Source organism: Actinomadura montaniterrae (assembly GCF_008923365.1).
In the GTDB taxonomy this organism is placed as follows: Bacteria; Actinomycetota; Actinomycetes; order Streptosporangiales; family Streptosporangiaceae; genus Spirillospora; species Spirillospora montaniterrae.
In genome coordinates, this window is record NZ_WBMR01000029.1 from 12,230 (window position 1) to 33,574 (window position 21,345).

Consider the following 21,345-nt stretch of genomic DNA (forward strand, 5'->3'; position numbering starts at 1 on the left):
TCGTGGCGGGAGCCCCTTGGTAGCACTTCCCCAATTACCAAGGGGCGCCCGCCCGCTCCCGCCCAGCGCTCACGGGGTCGCGGCCTGCGCCCAGGTCACCTTCCCCTCGCCGGCGGGCCGCCAGCCCCACGAGCGGGACAGGGCGCCGACGAGGAAGAGCCCGCGCCCGCTTTCGGCCTGCATGTCGTGCGGTGGCTCGACGGGCCCCTCGGGGTTGTCGTCCCACACCTCCACCATGGCCGTCTTGTCGTCGGGCAGGTACAGCACGAGGGTGGCGGTGTTGGCGTGACGGAGCGCGTTGGTGACGAGTTCGCTGGTGATGAGTTCGACATCGCCCGTGGTGTCCGGGCGGTCCCAGCCCTCCAGCGCGGCGCGGACTATGTCGCGCGCCGCGCGCACCGACGTGTCCGCCGGCCTCAGTGCGAGGACGAAGTGGGGGCGTTCGAGATAGTCCACGGCATCACCTAACGGTCGCCTGCTATCGCCAGCATGCGCCCTCCAGGGCGGTCGTGCACGGGATCCGCTCCCTATGTCATGACCGTCCGCGCGGCTCGACCACCGCCTGATTCGTTCACTGTTCGCAGTCATTCAACTCCGTGTCGTGACCATGCGGGACCATCCACAGCGTGGCGGCACGGACGGAGAATTGCAAGACGCTCGCGGACGCCCGCCCCGCCCGCCGCCGTCCGGCCGCCGCGCAGGTCGCAGAGGTGGGTCACCTTCCGGTTACATTCCGCTGAGCAAGGCGGGGATGCGTTCCAGGACACCCCCGGCGAAGGTGTCGTAGAGGCCCAGCGGCTCAAGGTGGACATAACCGATGTGACAGTCGCACCTGTCCAACGGGCAAGGGCGCGGGGCGAGGGCGTCGCGGAATGAACCGTCGTAGAGGTTGCCGAGGACGGCCGGGACGAAGTGGCAGCGGCGCACCGTTCCCTCTCCGTCGACCGATACGACGGTCTCGCCCGTGCGGCAGGCGAGCCCCCGGCTGGCATGGGGGTGCCGGCTGAGCGGGAACAGCGGGTCGAGCGCCGTCCAGGCGTCGGCCTCCTCGTCGCTGTAGGCGCGCCCTTCGGCGGCGTTGACCCACAGGTAGGTGCCGTCCGGCAGTTCGGCGCGGAGGCGGCGCGCCGCGTCCAGGTGCTCGGGTTCGCCAACGATCCCGACGCTGTGGCGGACGCCGCGTTCGGTCAGCTCGCGGCACTTCCCAAGGAAGCGGTCATAGGGCACCTGTCCCGGGTGGTAGGTGGCCCAGAGGGCGAGCTTGGACAGGTCCGCCTCGGACGTCCACGACACCCGGTGGCTGAGGTTCGTCTGGATCGCGACGCGCTCGACGTGCGGCAGGTGGCTCAGTTCCGTCAGCGCTCGCCGGTACCAGGACCGTACGAGCCCTTCGCCCCACGGCGTGAAGAGGACCGACACCCGGTGCTCTTGCGCGGCCACCCACGCGGTGAAGCGTTCGAGTGCCGCACGGTCCGCGCGCAGTTGCTCCGGTGTGTCCCGCCGTTTGGCGAACGGGCAGTAGGGACAGTCGTAATCGCAGCTGGCGAGCGGCCCTCGATAGAGAATGGTGAGGTGCTGCATCAGCGCGCCTGGTAGGAGGCCATCAGTTCCCTCACGTGTCGGGAGAACAGCCGGGGCCCGATGGCGTCGGAATGGGCGAGGCCCTCGGGTGTGAGCCGGAGAGTCGTCTCCGTGGTCTCCAGCCAGCCGAGGTCGTCGAACGGCGCCAGCTCGGCGGCAAAGTCGGCGCAGGGGTCGGTGCCGAAGCGGGCCTTGTAGGAGCCTCGGTCGAGCCCGTCCGCCTGAAGGAGCGATTGGAGGAGATGGCGGCGGCGCCGCTCTCCCTCATCCAATGCGAATCCGACCCGCGCGGTGCTGAAGTCGTTCTCGCGCACGTAGCCGTCGATGATGGACCGGACGTGCCGCTGCTCGACCGCGTACTCGAACGAGTAATGCAGACCGGCCGTGTACGAACGCGCTCCGCACCCTAGGCCGACCATGCCGTCGGTCTGGCAGCAGTACTCGGTGCCACCGGCCGCACCGCCAGGGCGCCGGAACATGCGCATCGAGACCTGCTCATAGCCTTCACTCAGAAGATGGTCCCGGCCGAGGCGGTAGAGGGCGAGGCGCTCGTCGTCCCAGTCCTGCGCGCGGCGCCCCAGACCGGTTAGAGGGCGCACATAGAGCGGGTAGAGGTAGAGCTCTTCCGGGCGCCATTCCAGTGCGGCGTTCAGGGAATGCAGCCACGTGGCGGGTGTCTGCCCATCGATGCCGTAGATGAGGTCGATGTTGAGCGTCGGGAAGCCCACCGCTCGAATCCGGTCGAGGGCCGCCTCCACTTCCGCGCGCTTCTGCGGGCGCACGGCGGCGCGGGCCTCCTCGTCGACGAAGCTCTGCACCCCGATGGACACCCGGGTGGTGCCATGTTCGGCGAGCACGGTCAGCCGGTCGGTGGTCGCGGTCGCCGGGGACGTCTCCACGCCGAGCGGAATGTCACCGAATCCGGGAAACCTGCGGGCGATGGCGCAAAGCCGTTCCAGTTCCGCCGCAGTGAAGTACGTGGGGGTCCCGCCGCCGAACGCCGCGGTGGCGAACGACGCGTCGTCTCCCAGGGCTTCCAGTACGGCGGTCGCTTGGCGGTCGAGAGCGCCCAGGTAGGCACCGGTCAGCTCTTCGGGTGCGCCCGTGCGGGTGAAGAGGTTGCAGAAGCCGCATCGCATCTCGCAGAACGGCACGTGCATGTAGAGGAAGAGCGCGTCCAGCGGTTCCGCCGCCCATACCTGCCGCAATGCGGGTTGTGGCGTCAGCGGACGGTAGGCGGTCTTGTGCGGGTAGGCGTAGACGTACGCCTGGTACGGCCCGGTGGTGGTCACGACAGAACGAACTCCCCGTACGGAACGGTCCACACGACTTCATGGCCGATGCGGTGACCGGTATGGCCGTCCTCGCCGTACGCCGTCCCGTGGTCGGAGCAGACGATGACCAAGCAGGGACGGCGCATCAGATCGAACAGGCGCCCTATATGAGCGTCGACATGGCGCAGCGCGGCGGCGTGGCTGGCGCGAGTGTCCCCGTGCGCGCGCGTACCGCCGTCCAAGTAGAACCAGTTGGGTTGATGCAGGGACGCGACGTTCAGAAGCAGGAACAGGCGGCGATTTGCCGGCAGCGCGGCCATCACCTCGGCTATCCGGTCGAGCTGGTTGGGCAGCGAGGCCGGATCCGTCACTCCGAACCCGGGTTCCCAGTGGCTCTCGGCGAACAGCGACGGCAGCGCGGAGCCGAGCGGCGTGAGCTTGTTGAAGAAGCCGACGCCGCCGACGCACACCGTGTGGTAGCCGGCCGCCGCGAGCCCGGTGGGCAGGTCGGCGGCGTCGAACGTCCATGTTCCGGCGCCGGTCGTTTCGCTGCCCGGGAACGCCCCCGCGAACGGACGCGGGTGCGGGCCAGGGGACGCGGGCGTGGGCAGGAAGCCGGCAAGCATCGCGGCATGGGCGGCGTAGGTGAAGCTGCCTGGCGTGTGGCGGCGCTCCCAGCGGCCACCGGGAAGCAACGAGGCCAGGGTGGGCGTCTCACCGGTGGCCGCCAGTTCGGCGGCCACGTCGTAGCGCAGCGTGTCGAGCGTCACCAGCAGCACGTCGTGGCTGCCGATGACCTCGTTCATGTCGTACATGCGGGGGCGATCTCCGGCAAAGCGGCTCTGACCTGGGCAGTGTAGGTGTCCAGCCCCTCGGCCGGGCCTCCGGCCAGGCCCGTGAGCCCAGGGAGCAGGTCGCCGAACGCGTTGACCTCGCACACGGCGAACCGCCTCATGCCCTGGAGCACGAGCAGGTCCACTCCCACCATCGGGCTTCGCGGGAAACAGTCGGCTGCCCGCGCGCACACGTCGAGCGCCCGGTGCCATCCGTCTCGCCCAAGCACGCGCCGCACCGCCGCCACATCACCTCTCACACCACCGAGATGCAGGTTGGTCATGGGGCTGCGGCTGGTCCGCACGACAACGTGCGTAGGCGTCCCGCCTATGACGACGACCCTCAAGTCGAACACGCGCCCGCCGAGCGACGCCTTGGGCAGCCACCGCTCGACATGCAGGCCGTCAGGTGCGAGCGCGTCGACGAGCGCCGCGACCTCCCTCTCCATCTCGTAAGTGCGGACACGCAACGAGTTGAACAGACCCGTTCCGTTCATGGCCGTCGAGGTGACTGCCCTTACACGGCCGCCCGGTGCCGTCTGTAGGGCGACCACACCGGACGCCGACGAGCCGTGCGCAGGCTTGACGAAGACCCTCCGCTCCCCCAGCTCGTCCATAAGCGCGCGCAACTCCTCATAGGAGCGCGCTGGTGGGAGCGCCTGCGGAACCGGTACACCGTCCGCTGCCAGCCTCGCGTGCGACCGCCGCTTGTCGAACATGACCGCGATCTCCTCGACGTCGCCGAGGAGACGAGCGCCCGCGCGCGCGGCGGCGTCCTGGATCCGGCCAAGTGCGGCAACGAACGTCGAATACCAGCGCGCGCCCCCGCCCACACGGGACGGATCCCCGGGACCGCGCAAGAGCGCGTCCGCCGCCGGGTCCTCCCCTGGGGAGTCGATGCGGAGCACATCGTCCGGGGCGAGCACGACATCAGTGCCACGGAGAACGTCCGTCCAGGGGATGAGGCGCGGCTCGGGCAGTCCGAGGGACCGGCACGCTTGCGCGAACAGCGCGGGACGCCGGTCGCCCGGCGCCCCGACCACGACGAACCTCATCGGCCCACCGCGTTGCGAACGCTCACTCCGACACCGCGATGTAGTGCCAGTCCCCGTCCGGCTTCTCCTGGTCGCTCAGGTCGACCTCGACCCCGGGGAACGCGGCCTTCACCCGTTCCACCATGGCGTCGGACAGGAAATGGTGATGCAGATCCAGCTTGCGCAGGTGGGTGAGGGGCTGCCCCGACAGCAGCGCCTCCGCGCCTTGGTCGGTGAGGATGCCCATCGCCAGGCTCAAGGACTCCAGCCGCGCCACGATGGGCGCGCCCGCGACGGCCGCCGCGATCTCGTCCTGGATCTGGCTGTCCTCCAGGCCGAGGTGGCGCAGCGCGGGCAGCCGCTCGCCGGACAGCAGCGGAGCCAGGTCCGCGACGGTGGCGTCGCCGCCGTAGTTGTCCTCCCCCAGCCACAGGTCGAGGTGCTCCAGGTTCGGCAGCTCGCTCGCCCCCACGGCCCGGACCACGTGCCCCGGGAGGCCGCCCGACTCGAACCGCAGCACCCGCAGGTGCGCGCTCTTGATCGGGGACAGCACGAGGCCCTCCGCGCCGCGGATCTCGAAGCGCTCCAGCTCCGGGAACGCGGTGAACAGCGGCGAGACGTCCCCGTGCTCGATCCAGGAGATCTCCGACTCCTCCCCGGTGATGTCGCCGAGGAAGAGCGCCCTCAGCTTCGGGAAGGCCGCGGCGTGCTCGGTCAGCAGCGCCACCGGGTCGGCGTGGTTCTCGTCGTAGGACGCGCCCCAGTAGCCGACTATCAGCGCCGTCACCTCGGCGGTGTCGACGGTCTCCCGGAACCGCGCGAACGTGTCGGCGAAGGGCTCCTCGTCGAACATCGTCCCGACGTACCAGGCGGCCTCGCCGGCGGGCGGGAGATCCTCGCCGGTCTCCTCCCCGCCGGCCGCACCGTCGTCGTCCTCGTCCGCCACCCCCCTCTCGCAGTCGAAGGTGGCGACCGGCAGGCCGGCGTACTCCTCTAGATGCTGATAAACGCCCATGAGTCCCTTTCGGAAGTTCGTCGGGACCATGTCCTATCAGGACCGAAGGACAAACCGCGGCACTTTGGGCGCACCGCCGCGTCCGGGGCGCTCCGGAGCCGCTAGGACGCCATCAGCACCGAGCCCTTGTACTTGTCCTGCACGTACTTGCGCACCTCGGGCCCGCGCAGGAGCTGGACGAGCTTCTTCACACGCGGGTCGTCCGCGTTCTCCGGGAGCGTGACGATGCCGTTGGCGTAGGGGTTGCCCTCCGCCTTCTCCGCGGCGAGCGCGTCCTTGGCCGGCGACAGGTTCGCCTCGAGCGCGTAGTTGCCGTTGATGACCGCCGCGTCGACGTCGTCGAGCGAGCGCGGCAGCTGCGCGGCCTTCAGCGGCTTGAACTTCAGGTGCTTCGGGTTGGTCGCGATGTCCTTCTCGGTGGCGCTCGTGGGCGCGCCCGGCTTCAGCGTCAGCAGGCCGTTGTCGGCGAGAAGCTTCAGCGAGCGTCCCTCGTTAGCCGGGTCGTTGGGCACCGCCACGGTCGCGTTCTGCGGGATCGCCTGCAGGCTCTTCACCTTGCTGGAGTACACGCCGAGCGGCTCCAGGTGCACCGGCGCGACGAACGTCAGCTTGGCCCCCGACTTCTTCTCGTACTCCTCCATGAAGGGCACGTGCTGGAAGTAGTTGGCGGTGACCTGCTTCTCCTTCAGCGCGGTGTTCGGCTGCTGGTAGTCGTCGAAGGTCACGATGTCCAGCTTCAGCCCGGCCTTGGCCGCCAGATTGTCCTTGACGTACTTCAGGATGTCGCCGTGCGGGACGGGGTTGACCGCGACCTTCAGCGGGGCGTCCGGATCGTCGGACGCCTCCGAGGAGCCGCAGGCCGCCAGGCCCGCGATCAGGCCGACGGAGGCGAGAGCAATGGTGATCTTGCGAAGCACGAAGAGTGCCTTTCTGTGCGGTGAGAGCGGTGTCACTTGTGGGACAGGCGGCGGGCGACGAGGTCCCCCACCGCCTGGATGATCAGGACGAGGACGACGAGCAGCAGCACGGTCGCGACCATGACCTTCGTCTCGAAGCGCTCATAGCCGTAGGTGACGGCGAGGTTGCCGAGCCCGCCGCCGCCGACCGTGCCGGCCATGGCGGTGTAGCCGATCAGCGCGATCACGGTGACCGTCAGCCCGGACACCAGGCCGGGCCGGGCCTCGCGCAGCAGCACCTTGCCGACGATCTCGCGGCGGGTCGCGCCCATCGCGTCCGCCGCCGCGATCACACCTGGATCGACCTCGCGCAGCGCGATCTCCACGAGCCGGGCGTAGAACGGGATGGCGCCGACGGTCAGCGGGACGATCGCGGCGGCGTTGCCGATGCTGGTGCCGACCACGATCCGGGTGAACGGGATGATCGCCACCATCAGGATCAGGAACGGCAGCGACCGGCCGATGTTCACCACCACGCCGAGGACCTTGTTGACCGGCGGCGCGGGCAGCAGGCCGCCGCGTTCGGTGACCACCAGCAGCACGCCGAACGCGAGCCCCAGCACGGCGGTGAACAGCGTCGCGACGCCGGTCATGTACAGGGTCTCCCGGGTGGCCGGCCACAGCAGCGGCATGACCTCGTCCCAGCTCATCGGGCGTCCTCCTCGGCGGCCGCGGTGGTGGTGGGTGCGGCGGACGCGCGGGCGGGCGCGGTCGCGCGGTCCCGCACCTCGACGGCGAGGCCGGACTCGCGCAGGAACGCCAGCTGCGCGGCGTTCACCGACGGGTCGCCCGGCAGCTCGAGCTGGAGCCGCCCGACCCGCTCGCCGCCGACCGTCTCGACGGCGCCGCCGAGGATGTTGACGTCCAGCGCGTACTTGCGGGCCAGCGCCGACACGAACGGCTGGTCGGTCGCCCCGCCCACGAAGGTGACCTCGACGAGCGTCGTGCCGTCGCGGGGCTCGGCGGCCGGCAGCGGGAACAGCCCGCGTGCCAGCTCCGACCCGGGACGCGCCAGCAGCTCGGTCACCGGGCCGGACTCGGTGAACCGGCCGTCGCGCATCACCGCGGCCGAGTCGCAGATCCGCTTGACCACGTCCATCTCGTGCGTGATCAGCAGGACGGTGAGCCCGAGGCGGCGGTTCAGGTCCCGCAGCAGCTCGAGGATCGACGCGGTCGTCTCCGGGTCGAGCGCGGAGGTCGCCTCGTCGGACAGCAGCACCTTCGGACGCCCGGCGAGCGCCCGCGCGATGCCGACGCGCTGCTTCTGCCCGCCGGAGATCTGCGCCGGGTAGGCCTTCGCGTGCCCGGTGAGCCCGACCAGGTCCAGCAGCTCGGCGACCCGCGCGGCGCGCTCGCTCCGCGGGACGCCCATGACCTCCAGCGGGAACGCGACGTTGCCGGCCACCGTGCGGCTGCCGAGCAGGCCGAAGTGCTGGTGGATCATGCCGATGCCCTGGCGGGCGCGGCGCAGCTCGGCGCCCCGCAGCGCCAGCATGTCGCGCCCGCCGATCACGATGCGGCCCTCGTCCGGTCGGTCCAGCAGGTTGACGCAGCGCAGCAGCGTGCTCTTGCCGGCGCCGCTCGGGCCGAGGACGCCGAAGACCTCGCCTTCGCGGACGGTGAGGTCGACGCCGTCGACGGCGGTCACCTCGCGCTCGCGGGAGCGGTACACCTTCCTGAGTTTTTCGATCTGAATCACAGAGAATCATCCGTGCGGACGGGCGCCGCCCTGGTCGGAGGCGGTGCGGGGGTGGACGGGCTGCTCTTTGGCGCACCGGATCAGGCGCGGTGGCGACCGCTCATGCCAGGCGACCGGCGGCGGTTATCCACAGAACGCGGTTCCACTTCCGCGTCCCGGACGGCCGGCCGACGATGTCCTCGACGGGTCCGGCCGCGGCGGCCGGGTCCGGTGGAGGCGGCCTCGCGCTCGATCGGGCGCGCGGCCGGTCAGGTTCGACCGGGGGGATACGGGGCGTGGCTCAGCAGATGGCGTTGGATGTTCATGCGCGACTCGGGTCTCGGAGTTCGCTCGCTTCGGGGCGCGAGGCTCAGGCAGGGGCCCTCAGCGGTCACACATTCGCCGGCAGCACGTACGCCGCATGGCCCGCGGGTTCAGCGGGCCGCGCTCACGGCACGGACGTACGAGGCTCATGTCAGCAGTCAACCAACCAACGACAAATGACGCAAATCGCGCGGCGGTCGCGAACGCGCCGGTCAGCCGCGCCCCCGCGACGCCGGACACCCCGGCGGGACGGGCCCGCGCCGCGTACCCGGCCGCCGTCCGGCAGGCGCGCGGAGAGACGCGCACCCTGCACTGTCAGGGGGATCGCGTCAGTCGTCGGTGTAGTCGAGGTACGACGAGCCCGACCCGCTGCGGACCGAGATCAACCGGTCCGACCGGTCGTCGACGAGCGCCCGGTTGAGATGCGTATCACCCGAGCCCGTCCAGCCCTGAACCCGGTAATGGGAGCCCGCGGGCACGATGATCTTCACCGAGCCGGAGTCGGCCGACACGCCCACGGTCCGCGGCGGCTCGGCGTAACGCAGGTCGAGCTCCCCGGCGCCCACCACCGCCTCCGTGTCGGACGAGGCCAGCCCCGTGCCGCGGATCGTCCCCGAGCCGACCCGCGCCCGCAGCGCGCCGTGCGAGCCGGCCACCCAGATCTCCCCCGACCCGGTCCGCAGGTCCAGGTCGCCGTTCACGCCGCGCACGGTGATCTCCCCCGAGCCCGACGCGGCCGACACGCGCACCCCGGCCGGCACCTGGACGTCGATGTCGGCACCGCACTCCCAGCCACCGTAGAGCCCGACTTGGCCAGGGCACCGCGAAACGATGAACAGCACGTCGCCATGGAGCGACTCCGTCACGACCGGCTTGCGCAGCACCCACTTCAGCCGCTTGAAGACGCGCGCCTGCCCGGCCGGGCCCGTCCCGACCGACACCTCGGCGCTCCCGGCCTCGATCCGCAGCTCCTTGATCGCGTGATGGTACGGGGTGACGTCCTCCGCGGTCCGCCGCATCGCCCGCCCGCCCAGCCCCAGGCAGAAGGGGACGACCACGACGACGGCCGTCGCGGCCGCAAGAAAGATCCACACACCACGACGCCGCGCCCGCCCCTCCCCCACCACCCCCGGCCCGGCAATCTGCGCCGTGGCGCCACCACCCCCGGCGGCGCCACTTCCACCAACGCCCGCCCCGCTCGCACCCGGCCGGGTCGCGATCGGTTCGGATACGTCCTGCCCAGTGACGTCCTGCGCGGTCACGTCCGGTTCGGGGGTCTTGGGGTCGCCGGTGCCCTTGCCCGGGGCGGTCATGTCTCGCCGTCCAGGAAGCGGAGCACGGCCAGCACTCGGCGATGGTCGCCCTCGGCGTGCGGGAGGTCGAGCTTGGCGAAGATGTTGTTGATGTGCTTGGCGACAGCGCTCTCGCTGACCACGAGGGCACCGGCGATCCCGGCGTTCGAGCGGCCCTCCGCCATCAGCGCCAGGACCTCCTTCTCACGAGGGGTCAGCCGGTCGAGGGGGTCGCGATGACGGCGCAGGAGCAGTTGCGAGACGACCTCCGGGTCCAGCGCGGTGCCGCCCGCGGCCACCCGGCGCAGCGCGTCCAGGAAGACCGACACGTCCGCGACCCGGTCCTTCAGCAGGTACCCGATGCCGCTGGTGCTGGTCGACAGCAGGTCCGCCGCGTACCGCTCCTCGACGTACTGCGACAGCAGGAGGACGGCGACCTCGGGCGCCTCGCGCCGCATCACCAGCGCGGCGCGCACGCCCTCGTCGGTGAAGCCCGGCGGCATCCGCACGTCGACGATCGCGGCGTCCGGGCGGTGCTCGCGCACGGCCGCCAGCAGGCCCTCCGCCTCGCCGACCGCCGCCGCCACCTCGAACCCCGAGGTCTCCAGCAGCTTGATCAGCCCGGCCCGCAGCAGGACCGAGTCCTCGGCGATCACAATGCGCACGGCAACTCCACGGTGACGGTCGTCGGCCCTCCGGCGGGGCTGATGATCCGAAAGGTACCGTCCACCGACCGGACCCGCCGCGCGAGCCCGGTCAGGCCCGTCCCCCGGGACGGGTCCGCGCCGCCGACGCCGTCGTCGGCGACGGTCAGGCGCAGCCGCGCGCCCTCGCGGATCGCCGCTACATCCACTGCAGTCGCCCTGGCGTGCTTGACGACGTTGGTGAGCGCCTCGGAGACGACGAAGTACGCGACCGCCTCGACGGTGGAGGAGGCGCGCGGCTCCACCTCGACGCGCAACCGGACCTCCAGCGGTACCCGGGCCGCGATGCCGGACAGCGCCGCGTCCAGGCCCCGGTCCTCCAGCACCGCCGGGTGCAGTCCGCGGATCAGGTTGCGCAGCTCGGTCAGCGCCTCCTTGGCCTCCTCGTGCGCCTCGACGATCACCCGCATGGCGTCGTCGGGCACACCGGTGAGGGTCTCGCGGGCCAGCCCGAGGTTCAGCGCGAGCGAGACGAGCCGCTGCTGCGCGCCGTCGTGCAGGTCGCGCTCGATGCGGCGGCGTTCGAGGTCGGCGGCGTCCACGACGCTGGCACGCTTCTCTGCCAGGTCCTCGACCCGCCGCTCCAGTTCGGCGGCGCGGTCCGGCCCGAGCAGTGCGACCGCGGCACGCGCGTCCAGGCGCCGGACGCCCGCGGCAACCCACGGCGCCGCCACCAGCAGCAGGACACCGACGACCGACAGCATCCCGACACGGACCGCGTGCGCCTTGTCCACCGAGCTCAGCGGGCTCGTATCGGGCAGCGCCCAGGTGTACGCGCCGGTACACGCGAGGATCGCCCCTCCGGCCCAGGCGGCGATGGTGGCCAGTCCACCGAATGCCAGGAGCGGCCCGACGATCAGGTGGTACCGGAGCATCCGCCACACCTCCGGCTTGCGGAGACCGCGCAGCACCTCCCACGCGCGACCTTCGTCGAAGCCCGGTATGGACGGAATGTGCAGCCCCAGCATCGCCCAGCAGCGTTCGCGCTGCCAGCGCGTCAGCGGGCGCAGCGCCAGCAGCGTCAAGGCGCACGTCCCCGCCAGCACGAGAAAGATCGGCGTCGCGTTCACCGGCGCCCAGAAGGGCCAGACCGAGCCCAGGACGGCCCAGCCGGCGAACTGCAGCGGCACCCCCGAGGCGACGAACGTGGTGTCGCGCCACGCCGCCGGCGACCACGGAGCATGCGCGAGGGCACGCCGGGCCGGAGAGATGGATGCCATGGACGCAACCGTATTGCCCCAGTTAGGGCGTCGCCATGAAGCGAACATCCGGTACGGAGGTGAACCTGGTGCCACCCCTGGTCGGATATGCGCGCTACTGATCGTGAGCCGGTCCGCGGCCAGGCTTGAGCCGGCACCCGGTCAGCGGTGCGAGATCACCAGGGAGTCCAGTCATGGTCGCGAACACCGTCCCCTTCCCCGTCCCCGCTCGCCGCCCCCGGCCGCTACCCCGGCTCCGGCGAGCCGCCTCCCGCTCCACAGCACCCCGACCAGCAGCGCCCCAGAACACGGCGTTCCGCCCCTGGTCGTCCTGCCTGGGGACGCTGCGCCAGTGGGAGCGCTGGATCGGCCTGGGCTTCGCCGCGGGCGGCGTCGTGATGGTGCCGTGGATGTTCGTCCTGGCCCGAGCGCTGCCGTCCAGCACCCAGGTGTCGAACTGGTCGATGGCCTGGGTCGGGCTGGACGCATTGATCGCCGCAGGGCTCCTCGGCACCGGAATCCTGCTCAGCCGGCGCGACCCGCGGCACGGCCTGACCGCCGCCGCCACGGGCGCCCTCCTGACCATGGACGCCTGGTTCGACGTCCTGACCTCCGCCCCCGGCGCGGAGCGCGCCCTGGCCGTGGCGATGGCCGCCGGGCTGGAGCTGCCGCTCGCATGCGCCTGCGCGGTCCTCGCCGTCCGGGCCCTGCGCCCCGCCCCGGCATCCGTCCAGCCGACCGGAATCGAGGACGGCCAGCCGGCACCCGCCAAGCCCACCGAGACCGACGAGATCACCCCAGCGGCGACGAATGCCTGACTCGCACAAGAGCGATTGACACCACAGAACGCGCGGGAAGCAGAGGGGAGCGCAGCCGAAAGGCCATGCACAGCACGGCCGGACAGCAGGCAGGACGCAGTCGGCCAGCACAGGGAACGCTCAAAAGCACGACGGAGAGCGACCGGGCACCACGACGGAGCACGGCCCGGAAGCCTCTGCAGAGCGCAACCCGACAGCACGGCCGAACGCAGCCGGAGCGCACCAGGAAACGCCGTCCGAATCACGACTGAGCGCAGCCGCACAGCACGACGGAACGCGGCTGGACAGCACGACGGGGCACCCGCGGGAAGGCTCGCAGAGCGCGGCGGGAAGCTAGGTAGGACGCGGTCGGACGGCACCACGGAGCGTGGCCAGAAAGCCCGGCGGGGCACGACAGCCCGGCGGGGCACGACAACACGACGGGGCCACGACAACACGACGGGGCACGACAACACGACAAGGCAGGCTGGAAGGCCTCGCAGAGCGCAGCGGGACGGCTTGGCAGGACGCGGTCGGACGGCACCACGGAGCGTGGCCAGAAGCCTGAGGGAGCGCCGCCGCACAGCACTGCCGAGTGCGGCCGGACAGCACTGCCGACCGTGGCCGGACAGCATGGCGGAGCGCGATCAGGCAGCACCACGGCTCGCAGCCGGACAGCATGGCGGAGCATGATCGGGCAGCACCACGGATCGCGGGCGGAAAGCACGACGGCGGGCGGTATGGCGGCAGCAGGTCGGGGCGCGGTCGGGAAGGCCGTCGGAGCGCTACCGGAGAGCACGGTGGAGCGTGGCTGGGAAGCATGTCTGAGCGCGGCCGGTAGGGACGGCTGGGGAGGCCGGTGGTGGTGCGCGAAGAGCGGGCTGGAGGAGGCCTGCGGAAGCCCATGGAGGCATGGAGATGGCGCGGGTGCAGGGCGGCTGGGCCATGGATTGGGAGGGGCGGTGTTCGAAGGTGTGCGGAGCGTGCGGGGAGCGCCGGGGCGAACGGGGCGGAGCGCTCGGACCTCGGCGGATGCGGGGCCGGTGAGAGGGCGAGAGGTGCAGGCGACGGGGCGATGAAGGGCAGATGGCAAAGCATCGACGGGAGTAGGCCAGATGGGTGAAACCAGACGAGCCGGACCTCTAGAGTGAGTCGAACGTCGGGGCCCTCTCGCGGGAGGGCCCCTCGCCCTGCCTGCACGATCAGAGGTCCCCCGAACATGAACGACCACGAGGTGCATGAGGAGTGCCTGCGGCTCCTTCGGGACGGCATGCCCGATCCCGCCCCCGACACCTTCGACGAGGAACGGGACTTCCTTCCGCTCGGCCGCGACATGGACGGCGACGTCGCCGTTGTAACGTTCCTCCACCAGTGGAGCGGGGCCGGCGTCGACCCGTTCATCGAGGGTCGAACGTTCCACCGGCGGGACGGCGAATGGATGGGGCTTGGCGGAGGCGGCGGCTCGGCGCCCTACGAGCCGCTGGTGCGCCGCTCGTCCGGTGAGATGGGCCGCTACCTGTACAAGTACGGCACGGGGCGAACGGTCCGGAACGCCAACCGGCTGCTGCCGTGGGGCGCGAAGTGGGTGAACGAGGCCCGGCTGCGCGCCTCGGCCGAGGTGACCCGGGTCCGGGTGGGCAAGCGGCTCCTGAACGTGCCCGCCCACGGGCACATCGTCGTGGTCTGGGGCGCCCGGCGCGGCCCCGTTCTCGAGGCGCTGGCGGCTGACGGCTCGGTGCTGGACACGCTGGACCTCGACCGTCCTTCCGTCCCAGCGCGTTCGGATGCTTGATATTTGACCGATCGTTCTCGATAGCCGTACGGTCGAGCCCATGGCACGGACCAAGGAGTTCGATCCGGACGCGGCGCTGCAGCATGCGCTGGAGCTTTTCTGGGAGCGCGGATACGAGGCGACCTCCATGGCCGACCTCGTCGAGCGTCTCGGCATCGCCCGCGCGAGCGTCTACGCGACGTTCGGCGGTAAGCACGAGCTGTTCCTGCGGGCGCTCGAGCGCTACATCGAGACGACCGACCCGAAGATCGCGGAAGCGCTGTCGCAGCCCGGTCCGGTCCTGCCGGCCGTCCGCGCACTGATCGACCGCTATGCCGACGAGGCAGGCCGGGAGCGGCCGCGCCTCGGCTGCCTGGTGGTGAACACGGCGGTCGAGCTGGCCGGCCGCGACGCCGAGGCGGCGCGGCTGGTCGAGGCGAGCTGGAACTTCCTCGAGGCGTCCCTGACGTCGGCGCTGACCCGCGCCCGCGCGCAGGGCGAGCTGCCCGCCGACGCCGACCCGCGCGCGCTCGCCCGGCTGCTGCTGGTGATCTTCCAGGGCATGCGCGTCCTGGGCCGGGCACCGGCGGAGGAGTCCCGCATCCGCGACGCCGCCCGCCAGGCCCAAGCCCTCTTCCCTTGATCACCACCCCGCACCGGCCAATCCGCAACGGCACCCGCCCGACGCCGGCCAGCCCCACCGGCCGGGCCCAGGCCGACCAGCCCCACCGGCCGGGCCCACGCCGGCCAGCCCCACCGGCCGGGTCCACGCCGACCAGCCTCACGCCAGCCAGCCCAGGCGGGGTGTTGGATTCGCCGCTTATTCGAGATCGATCATTCTGGAAATTGGGAGAGGTCATGAGGGAACGCTTCGTTGATCGGGTCGTGCTCGTCACCGGTGGGGCGGGGGCGATCGGGCGGGTTACCGGCCGCGCCTTCGCTGAGGAGGGCGCCATCGTGGTGCTGGCCGGGCGGGACGAGAAGGCCCTTGTGGATGCCGTCGAGGAGATCCGGGCCAAAGGCGGGCGCGCCGATCATGTGGTCGCCGACCTGACCGTCTCCGGGGACGCCGCCGCCATGGTCTCCGCCATAGTGGGCTGCCATGGCGGGCTGCACGTCGCAGTCAACAACGCTGGAACGTTCGGCGCGGTCGGGCCCGTCGCCGACATCGACGACGACGCATGGCGCACGGTCATCGACGTGAACCTGACGGGGGTGTTCCTGTCGATGAAGCACGAGATCGCGCACATGCGCGCGCACGGCGGCGGCACGATCGTGAACATCGCGTCCAACATCGGCGTGCACGGGCGCAGGCCCGGGCTGGGCGCGTACGCGGCGTCCAAGGCGGGGGTTAGCATCCTGACCCGCACCGCCGCGATCGACCACATCGCCGACGGGGTGCGCGTCAACGCGGTCAGCCCGGGGGCGAGCGACACCCCGATGTCGCTGCGGCCCGGTGAGACGAGGGCGGAGCGCGACGCGCGGTTGAAGGCCTCGATCCCCGCGGGGCGCCCGAGCGACCCGTCCGAGGTCGCCGAGGCCGTCCTGTGGCTGGCGTCCGACGAGTCGGCCTATCTGGTCGGTCACGACATGGTCGTGGACGGTGGCACCACCGCCTGACAACGCATCTCCCACGGCCCGCTGGGGCAGACTCACCGTATGGCCCTGTCGCCCGACTACGACGCCGACCCGGAGCGGTTCCGCCTCGCCGCGCAGGTCACCCGGCGGTACCTGATCGGGGCGCGGAGCCTGCATGACCACATCGCCGCGAAGCTGCTCGCGGCCGGGGCGTCCCGGGTGCTGGACATCGGCTGCGGGGAGGGCGCGCTCAGCCGCGCCCTCCCGGACCCGCCGCCGTTCAAGCTGGTGGGGCTGGACGCGTCCGCGACGCTGCTGGGCGCCCACCCCGGGCCTCGGGTGCGGGCGAACGCGCTGCGCCTGCCGTTCCGTGACGGCGCCTTCGACGCGGCCGTCGCGGTCAACATGCTGTACCACCTGGACGAGCCGCGCCTCGCGCTGCGCGAGGCGCGGCGGGTGCTCGCGCCGGGCGGGACGCTGCTGGTCTCGGCGATCTGCCGGACCGACAGCCCGGAGCTGGCGCCGGTCTGGCGGCCCGAGCCGTCCTCGTTCGACGCGGAGGACGCGCCGGCGCGGGTGTGCGAGGTGTTCGGCGAGGTGGAGGTGGAGCGGTGGGACGCCCCGCTGATCACGCTCCCCGACCGGGCCGCGATCCGGGACTACCTGATCGCCCGCCACGTCCCCCGCCCGCAGGCCGCCGAGGCGGCGACCCGGCTCCCGACCCCGCTCCCGGTGACCAAGCGCGGCTCCCTCCTCCTGGCCCGCCGCTGACCCGCGTCCCAAGCGGGCGCAGGGGACGGCGGCTACAGCCAGCCGAGATCGCGGGCGGTGCTGACGGCGGCGTGGCGGTTGTGGACGCCGAGCTTGGTGACGGCGGCGGACAGGTAGTTGCGGACGGTCCCCTCGGACAGCCCGAGCGTGCGGGCGATGCGGGAGACGGGGGCGCCGTCGGCGGCGGCGCGCAGGGTGTCGAGCTCGCGGGGGGTGAGGGGGCATTCCTCGGCGGCGAGGGCGTCGGCGGCGAGCTGCGGGTCGATGTAGCGGGCGCCGGCGGCGACCTGGCGGATGACCTGGGCGAGCTGGGCGCCGGGGGCGTCCTTGCCGAGGAAGCCGCGGACGCCGGCGGCCATCGCGCGGCGCAGGTTGCCGGGCCGGCCGTGCGCGGTGACGATCACCAGCCGGCAGCCGGGGAGGTCGCGGGAGAGGCGCTCGGCGGCGGCGAGGCCGTCGAGGCCGGGCATGTCGATGTCGAGGACGGCGACGTCGGGGCGGAGGGCGAGGGCGCGGTCGACGGCCTCGTCGCCGCGGCCGACGTCGGCGGCGACCTCGATGCCGTCCTCGGTCTCCAGCAGCAGGACGAGGGCCTCCCTGATCAGCAGGTGGTCGTCGGCCAGCAGGACGCGGATCATGCCTCTCCCCTCGCCGCGGGCGCCGCCGGGGACGCGGGCACCGCGGGGCTCGCGGGCACCGCGGCGGTCACCCGGAAGGTGCCGTCGCCGGACGGGCCGGCGCTGAAGCGGCCGCCGGCCGCGGCGATCCGCTCGGCGAGGCCGGTGAGGCCGCTGCCGGAGTCTCCGGCGGCGCGGCGCGGCGCGCCGTCGTTGACGATCTCCACGTGGACGTGGTCGCCGCCGGTGCGGACGGTGATCTCGCACCAGGTGGCGCTGGAGTGCCGGAGCACGTTGGTGGCGGCCTCACGGGCCACCCAGCCGAGGGGTTCGTGTACGTGGGCGGGGAGTTCGGGGGAAACCTCGGGCCGGTCGCAGCGGATGCCGGCGGCGCGCAGGACGGCGGACATGCCGTCCAGTTCGGTGCGCAGGGACGTGGCGCGGTAGCCGCGGACGACCTCGCGGACATCGCGGACGGAGTCGCGCGCCATCGTCTGGATCTCGGTGAGCTCCTTGCGGACGCGGCCGGGGTCGCGGTCGAGGTAGCGTTCGGCGACCTCGGCGCGGAGCGCGACGGCCTGGAGGCTGTGGCCGAGGACGTCGTGCAGGTCGCGGGCGAAGCGGAGGCGTTCCTCGCCGACCGCGGACCGGGCCACCTCGGCGCGCGCCTCCCGCAGTTCCTGGACGACGTGGAACAGCCACACCTGGACGTATCCAGAGAAGGCGGCGAGCGGCACGCCGACCATCTCGTAGAGGACGCTCAGCGCGGGCAGGCCGAGGAGGACGCCGTAGACGGGGGTGAGGACGGCCGCGGCGGCGGCCACCGGGATCGCCTGCCGGAGCGGCAGGACGACGGCGATGAGCCCGGCGGGGACGAGGAGGGCGTTGCCCCAGCCGTGGCCGACGCCGAGGAGCGGCAGCGTCCAGCAGATCGCGGCGATCGCGGCGAGCCCGAACCGGTGGCCGGGGGCGGTGCGGCGCATCATGTTGAGCCACAGCATCCGTGCGTAGAGCGCGAACGCGGTGGCGACGCCGGCGGCGGAGAACGCGACGCGGGCCGGATCGTGGCGGTCGAAGGCCTCGTACCAGAGCGCGGGCAGCAGGAACCCGGCCAGGGTGACCGCCGTCATCCCCACGATGATCGCGGCGATGACGGTGGGGCGCGGGATCCTCGGCTGCACGCGCCCAGAGTATGCGGGCGTCGAGGGATGCGGGCGCCGCCGCCGCAGGTGCGCGGGGACGATCCCGCCCAGGGCGTGCAGGAGCGGGGTGGGGCCGCCGTCGTCCACGCGTCCGGCGCCGGCCAGGCGACGCGGGGTGGGGTCGCCGTCGTCCACGCGTCCGGCGCCGGTCAGGCGGCGAACGGGGCGCGCGGGGCGTGGAGGGCGCGCCGGGCGGCGGTGCCGAGCCGGGCGGAGGCGCGTCCGGTGACGAGGCGGCCCTCGTCGAGGACGCCGACCCGGTCGGCGCGGCAGGCCTCGCCGGTGTCCCGGGTGGTGATCACGACGGTGCTGCCGTGCGCGGCCAGCAGGAGCAGGACGGACCACACCTCGCGCGCGGCGGCGTCGTCGAGCCCGGCGGTGGGCTCGTCGAGGAACAGCACGTCGGAGCGGCCGATGAGGGCGAGCGCAAGGTCGAGCAGGCGGCGGCGGCCGGGGGCGAGGCGCTCGAACGGGACGTCGGCGTGGCCGGTGAGGCGGGCGAGCCGGAGCGCCTCGTCACGGGTGATCGGGTCGAGGGTCCAGCGCCGCCAGGTGTCGATGATCTCGGCGACGGTGAGGCCGGGGAACAGGCCGCCGTCGCGCCAGACGGTCCCGGACCGGGCGGCGTCGCGGTCGGTGTAGGGGTCGGCGCCGCGGACGCGGATCGTCCCGCCGGTGGGGCGGCGCAGGCCGGCGAGCATCTCCAGCAGGGTGGTCTTGCCCGAGCCGTACCGGCCGAGCAGCGCGTACACCTCGCCTTTCGCCACGGTGAACGAGACGTCTCGCACGGCCTCGTTCAGCTGCAGGTCGCGTACCTCGATCACGTGTGCCTTCATGGGTCCCATGCTGCCGAGGGACGATCTCCGCGTGCAGTCATGAACGTCAGGTGCGGGCCGTGAGGTTCGCAGGGGTCGGCCATGACATCTGTCATGGATGCGCGATGGCCCAGCCTTGGGGCGGTATCAGGGCGCCTTCGCCGTGGAAGGCGGCGTCCCCGGCGATGCAGGTCCATCCGGCGGTGGGGAGGTCGGCCTTGGCGGGCTCGTCGGCCACGTTGAGGACGACGCCCAGGCGCTCTTCGCCCTGCCCCACTGTGTAGGAGAGCGCCGTGTTGGTCAAGGTGGCGACCTGCGTGTGCGCGCGGACGAGCCATGGGTGGCGGCGCCTCACGCCGATGAGGCCTTGGTGGAGGCGGTGGTGGGGAGCGCCGTGTCCGGTCGTCTCGTCGGGGCGTTCGGGGAAGGCGGGACGTATGGCGTCGTCGCCGCCTTCGCGCTCCTCCTTGATGCCGTGGAAGGCGAACTCGTCGCCGGCGTAGATGGACGGGACGCCGGCGGTGGTGAGGAGGATGACGAGCGCATGGGTGAGGTGGCGCTCGTCGTCGAGGCGGCTGGCGATGCGCGTCACGTCGTGATTGCCGAGGAAGGTCTGCGGTACGAACGTCTGGAGCATCCCGTCGTGGCGGGTGAGCGCATGGGCCAGTTCGAAGAAGTTGCGGTCGTTCAGTGAGCTCCAGATGGCCTTCCATAGTTCGTACTGGGTGACGGAGTCGAGGCCGCTGCGTTCGACGAAGCCCGCATAGTCGCCGTGGATGACCTCCCCCAGGAGCCATGCGTCGGGGAAGCGCGCGCGGACGCGGTCGGTCACCGTCCGCCAGAACTCCGCGGGGACGGCGTAAGCGGCGTCCAGCCGCCAACCGTCGACGCCGCGCTCCAGCCAGTGGCTCATGACCTCGACCGTGTAGTCGGCAACGGCCGGCTCGTCATGGTTGAGGGCGACGAGCTTGTGGTGGCCCTCGAACGTGCGGAAGCCGCCGTCGCCGTCGGGGACGAACCATCCCGCGTACGGCGACGCGCCGCCCTGCGCCTGGACGTCGGCGAAGCGCGGGGAGCTCCGCCCGACGTGGTTGAAGACCCCGTCGAGCAGGACCCGGACGCCGCGTCCCGACGCCGCCTCGACGAGCCGCAGCAGGTCGTCCTCGTCGCCGAGGCGCGGGTCGACGCGGAAGTGGTCGACGGTGTCGTAGCCGTGCGTCTCGGAGTCGAACACCGGCCCGAGGGCGAGGCCGTTGCAGCCGAGCGCGACCAGGTGGTCGAGCCATCCGGCGATCCGGTCCAGGCGGTGCGCGGGCCGGGCGCCGGGCGGGAGGGCGGCGCGTTCGGCGCCGGTGAAGCCGAGGGGGTAGACGTGCCACCAGATGGCGTGATCGGGCCAGCGCATGCGCGTCTCCTTACCCGGGAATCAGCAGTCCCAAAATAGTAAGCAGTAGCGAACTATTCCGCCAGCCGTTCCATCAGCCGGGCGGCGAGCCTCAGCACCTCGCGCTCGGTCTCGCCCAGCCCGCCGAGCGCGCCGGCGAGCCAGGCGTCGCGCTCGTCGAGGTCGCGCCTGAGCGCCTCGCCCCCGGCCCGGGTGATGGTCAGCACGGCCTGCCTGCGGTCCCGCTCGTCGCGCGTGCGGACGATCAGCCCGGACTCCTCGAGCTCCGCGAAGACCCTGGTCAGCGACTGCGGCCGCTGCCCCTCGGCCGCCGCCACCTCGCCGGCCGAGCTGGGCCCGTTGCGGGCCAGGTGCCCGAGCACGACCAGCTTGTTGCTGCTCAGCGCGTCCGGGGAGCGCGAGGAGCGCATCCGGCGCGCCATCCGCATCACCCCGCGGCGGATCTCCACCACCGCTTCCCTCGGCACCTCGGGCCGATCGCTCCCCATAATGCTACGCT

At 72.1% G+C, this 21,345-nt stretch carries 22 protein-coding genes; 5 read left to right on the plus strand and 17 right to left on the minus strand.

All coding sequences use genetic code 11. The annotated features are described in order from the left end of the window. Positions 1 to 69: 69 nt before the first annotated feature. From F9B16_RS13305 to F9B16_RS13360, 12 genes are all read right to left on the minus strand, one after another. Entirely contained in the window at positions 70 to 456 is a 387-nt protein-coding gene (locus tag F9B16_RS13305; RefSeq protein WP_192808767.1) for an ATP-binding protein, read from the minus strand. Between the two features lie 270 nt (positions 457 to 726). Further along, positions 727 to 1,581, minus strand: a complete 855-nt coding sequence (locus F9B16_RS13310) for an STM4011 family radical SAM protein (protein ID WP_151540348.1) — start codon at positions 1,579 to 1,581, stop codon at positions 727 to 729. Further along, positions 1,581 to 2,873 carry an STM4012 family radical SAM protein gene (locus F9B16_RS13315; RefSeq protein ID WP_151540349.1) on the minus strand — a complete coding sequence of 431 codons (1,293 nt, stop codon included), beginning with the start codon at positions 2,871 to 2,873 and terminating at the stop codon, positions 1,581 to 1,583. Before F9B16_RS13315 ends, F9B16_RS13310 begins: the two co-directional genes overlap by 1 nt. Continuing rightward, on the minus strand, positions 2,870 to 3,670 hold the full coding sequence (locus F9B16_RS13320; protein ID WP_151540350.1) for an STM4013/SEN3800 family hydrolase: 801 nt from the start codon (positions 3,668 to 3,670) through the stop codon (positions 2,870 to 2,872). The genes F9B16_RS13315 and F9B16_RS13320 overlap by 4 nt, the downstream gene beginning before the upstream one ends. Beyond that, on the minus strand, positions 3,658 to 4,743 hold the full coding sequence (locus F9B16_RS13325; RefSeq protein WP_151540351.1) for an STM4014 family protein: 1,086 nt from the start codon (positions 4,741 to 4,743) through the stop codon (positions 3,658 to 3,660). Before F9B16_RS13325 ends, F9B16_RS13320 begins: the two co-directional genes overlap by 13 nt. Positions 4,744 to 4,765: 22 nt before the next feature. Then, the gene (locus F9B16_RS13330) at positions 4,766 to 5,737 is read right to left on the minus strand and encodes an STM4015 family protein (protein ID WP_151540352.1); all 972 of its coding nucleotides are present in this window, start codon (positions 5,735 to 5,737) and stop codon (positions 4,766 to 4,768) included. A 101-nt stretch (positions 5,738 to 5,838) separates the two neighbouring features. Further along, positions 5,839 to 6,654 carry a MetQ/NlpA family ABC transporter substrate-binding protein gene (locus F9B16_RS13335; RefSeq protein ID WP_151540353.1) on the minus strand — a complete coding sequence of 272 codons (816 nt, stop codon included), beginning with the start codon at positions 6,652 to 6,654 and terminating at the stop codon, positions 5,839 to 5,841. Positions 6,655 to 6,686: 32 nt separating this feature from the next. Next, positions 6,687 to 7,343, minus strand: coding sequence for a methionine ABC transporter permease (locus F9B16_RS13340; protein ID WP_151540354.1), 657 nt, complete (start codon positions 7,341 to 7,343; stop codon positions 6,687 to 6,689). Continuing rightward, positions 7,340 to 8,392, minus strand: a complete 1,053-nt coding sequence (locus F9B16_RS13345; RefSeq protein ID WP_151540355.1) for a methionine ABC transporter ATP-binding protein — start codon at positions 8,390 to 8,392, stop codon at positions 7,340 to 7,342. The genes F9B16_RS13340 and F9B16_RS13345 overlap by 4 nt, the downstream gene beginning before the upstream one ends. 632 nt (positions 8,393 to 9,024) lie before the next feature. Further along, positions 9,025 to 9,789 (minus strand): DUF4097 family beta strand repeat-containing protein, encoded by a 765-nt coding sequence (locus F9B16_RS13350; protein ID WP_151540356.1) that lies wholly within the window; start codon positions 9,787 to 9,789, stop codon positions 9,025 to 9,027. Positions 9,790 to 10,004: 215 nt separating this feature from the next. Continuing rightward, positions 10,005 to 10,652 (minus strand): response regulator, encoded by a 648-nt coding sequence (locus F9B16_RS13355; protein WP_151540357.1) that lies wholly within the window; start codon positions 10,650 to 10,652, stop codon positions 10,005 to 10,007. After that, positions 10,640 to 11,911 carry a sensor histidine kinase gene (locus F9B16_RS13360; protein ID WP_151540358.1) on the minus strand — a complete coding sequence of 424 codons (1,272 nt, stop codon included), beginning with the start codon at positions 11,909 to 11,911 and terminating at the stop codon, positions 10,640 to 10,642. The genes F9B16_RS13355 and F9B16_RS13360 overlap by 13 nt, the downstream gene beginning before the upstream one ends. A 173-nt stretch (positions 11,912 to 12,084) precedes the next feature. Here F9B16_RS13360 and F9B16_RS50855 point away from each other — a divergent pair, with 173 nt between their 5' ends. The 5 genes from F9B16_RS50855 (at position 12,085) to F9B16_RS13385 (ending at position 16,807) form a co-directional block, all read left to right on the plus strand. Beyond that, entirely contained in the window at positions 12,085 to 12,708 is a 624-nt protein-coding gene (locus F9B16_RS50855) for a hypothetical protein (protein WP_192808768.1), read from the plus strand. Positions 12,709 to 13,906: 1,198 nt separating this feature from the next. Further along, complete coding sequence (locus tag F9B16_RS13370) at positions 13,907 to 14,479, plus strand: hypothetical protein (RefSeq protein WP_151540359.1); 573 nt, start codon at positions 13,907 to 13,909, stop codon at positions 14,477 to 14,479. Positions 14,480 to 14,519: 40 nt separating this feature from the next. Continuing rightward, complete coding sequence (locus tag F9B16_RS13375; protein ID WP_151540360.1) at positions 14,520 to 15,101, plus strand: TetR/AcrR family transcriptional regulator; 582 nt, start codon at positions 14,520 to 14,522, stop codon at positions 15,099 to 15,101. 215 nt (positions 15,102 to 15,316) lie between these two features. Further along, positions 15,317 to 16,078 carry an SDR family NAD(P)-dependent oxidoreductase gene (locus tag F9B16_RS13380; protein WP_151540361.1) on the plus strand — a complete coding sequence of 254 codons (762 nt, stop codon included), beginning with the start codon at positions 15,317 to 15,319 and terminating at the stop codon, positions 16,076 to 16,078. Between the two features lie 39 nt (positions 16,079 to 16,117). After that, positions 16,118 to 16,807: a class I SAM-dependent methyltransferase gene (locus F9B16_RS13385; RefSeq protein ID WP_151540362.1), complete on the plus strand. Its 690-nt coding sequence runs from the start codon at positions 16,118 to 16,120 to the stop codon at positions 16,805 to 16,807. 32 nt (positions 16,808 to 16,839) lie between these two features. On the opposite strand, the gene F9B16_RS13390 is transcribed toward F9B16_RS13385, so the two are convergent. The 5 genes from F9B16_RS13390 to F9B16_RS13410 form a co-directional block, all read right to left on the minus strand. Beyond that, positions 16,840 to 17,445 carry a response regulator transcription factor gene (locus tag F9B16_RS13390; protein WP_151540363.1) on the minus strand — a complete coding sequence of 202 codons (606 nt, stop codon included), beginning with the start codon at positions 17,443 to 17,445 and terminating at the stop codon, positions 16,840 to 16,842. After that, on the minus strand, positions 17,442 to 18,605 hold the full coding sequence (locus tag F9B16_RS13395; RefSeq protein WP_151540364.1) for a sensor histidine kinase: 1,164 nt from the start codon (positions 18,603 to 18,605) through the stop codon (positions 17,442 to 17,444). Before F9B16_RS13395 ends, F9B16_RS13390 begins: the two co-directional genes overlap by 4 nt. Before the next feature lie 170 nt (positions 18,606 to 18,775). Continuing rightward, positions 18,776 to 19,462 carry an ATP-binding cassette domain-containing protein gene (locus tag F9B16_RS13400; protein WP_151540365.1) on the minus strand — a complete coding sequence of 229 codons (687 nt, stop codon included), beginning with the start codon at positions 19,460 to 19,462 and terminating at the stop codon, positions 18,776 to 18,778. 91 nt (positions 19,463 to 19,553) lie between these two features. Next, positions 19,554 to 20,846, minus strand: a complete 1,293-nt coding sequence (locus tag F9B16_RS13405) for an alpha-amylase family protein (protein WP_151540366.1) — start codon at positions 20,844 to 20,846, stop codon at positions 19,554 to 19,556. Between the two features lie 53 nt (positions 20,847 to 20,899). After that, on the minus strand, positions 20,900 to 21,334 hold the full coding sequence (locus F9B16_RS13410; RefSeq protein WP_225991603.1) for a MarR family winged helix-turn-helix transcriptional regulator: 435 nt from the start codon (positions 21,332 to 21,334) through the stop codon (positions 20,900 to 20,902). Positions 21,335 to 21,345 lie beyond the last annotated feature (11 nt).

Excerpts from the sequence above, each read along its gene's own strand:
- F9B16_RS13310 (WP_151540348.1), bottom strand. The coding sequence starts at position 1,581 with ATGCAGCACCTCACCATTCTCTATCGAGGGCCGCTCGCCAGCTGCGAT.
- F9B16_RS13320 (WP_151540350.1), bottom strand. The coding sequence starts at position 3,670 with ATGTACGACATGAACGAGGTCATCGGCAGCCACGACGTGCTGCTGGTG.
- F9B16_RS13325 (WP_151540351.1), bottom strand. The coding sequence starts at position 4,743 with ATGAGGTTCGTCGTGGTCGGGGCGCCGGGCGACCGGCGTCCCGCGCTG.
- F9B16_RS13330 (WP_151540352.1), bottom strand. The coding sequence starts at position 5,737 with ATGGGCGTTTATCAGCATCTAGAGGAGTACGCCGGCCTGCCGGTCGCC.
- F9B16_RS13340 (WP_151540354.1), bottom strand. The coding sequence starts at position 7,343 with ATGAGCTGGGACGAGGTCATGCCGCTGCTGTGGCCGGCCACCCGGGAG.
- F9B16_RS13360 (WP_151540358.1), bottom strand. The coding sequence starts at position 11,911 with ATGGCATCCATCTCTCCGGCCCGGCGTGCCCTCGCGCATGCTCCGTGG.
- F9B16_RS50855 (WP_192808768.1), top strand. The coding sequence starts at position 12,085 with ATGGTCGCGAACACCGTCCCCTTCCCCGTCCCCGCTCGCCGCCCCCGG.
- F9B16_RS13370 (WP_151540359.1), top strand. The coding sequence starts at position 13,907 with ATGAACGACCACGAGGTGCATGAGGAGTGCCTGCGGCTCCTTCGGGAC.
- F9B16_RS13375 (WP_151540360.1), top strand. The coding sequence starts at position 14,520 with ATGGCACGGACCAAGGAGTTCGATCCGGACGCGGCGCTGCAGCATGCG.
- F9B16_RS13380 (WP_151540361.1), top strand. The coding sequence starts at position 15,317 with ATGAGGGAACGCTTCGTTGATCGGGTCGTGCTCGTCACCGGTGGGGCG.
- F9B16_RS13385 (WP_151540362.1), top strand. The coding sequence starts at position 16,118 with ATGGCCCTGTCGCCCGACTACGACGCCGACCCGGAGCGGTTCCGCCTC.
- F9B16_RS13390 (WP_151540363.1), bottom strand. The coding sequence starts at position 17,445 with ATGATCCGCGTCCTGCTGGCCGACGACCACCTGCTGATCAGGGAGGCC.
- F9B16_RS13400 (WP_151540365.1), bottom strand. The coding sequence starts at position 19,462 with ATGAAGGCACACGTGATCGAGGTACGCGACCTGCAGCTGAACGAGGCC.
- F9B16_RS13405 (WP_151540366.1), bottom strand. The coding sequence starts at position 20,846 with ATGCGCTGGCCCGATCACGCCATCTGGTGGCACGTCTACCCCCTCGGC.
- F9B16_RS13410 (WP_225991603.1), bottom strand. The coding sequence starts at position 21,334 with ATGGGGAGCGATCGGCCCGAGGTGCCGAGGGAAGCGGTGGTGGAGATC.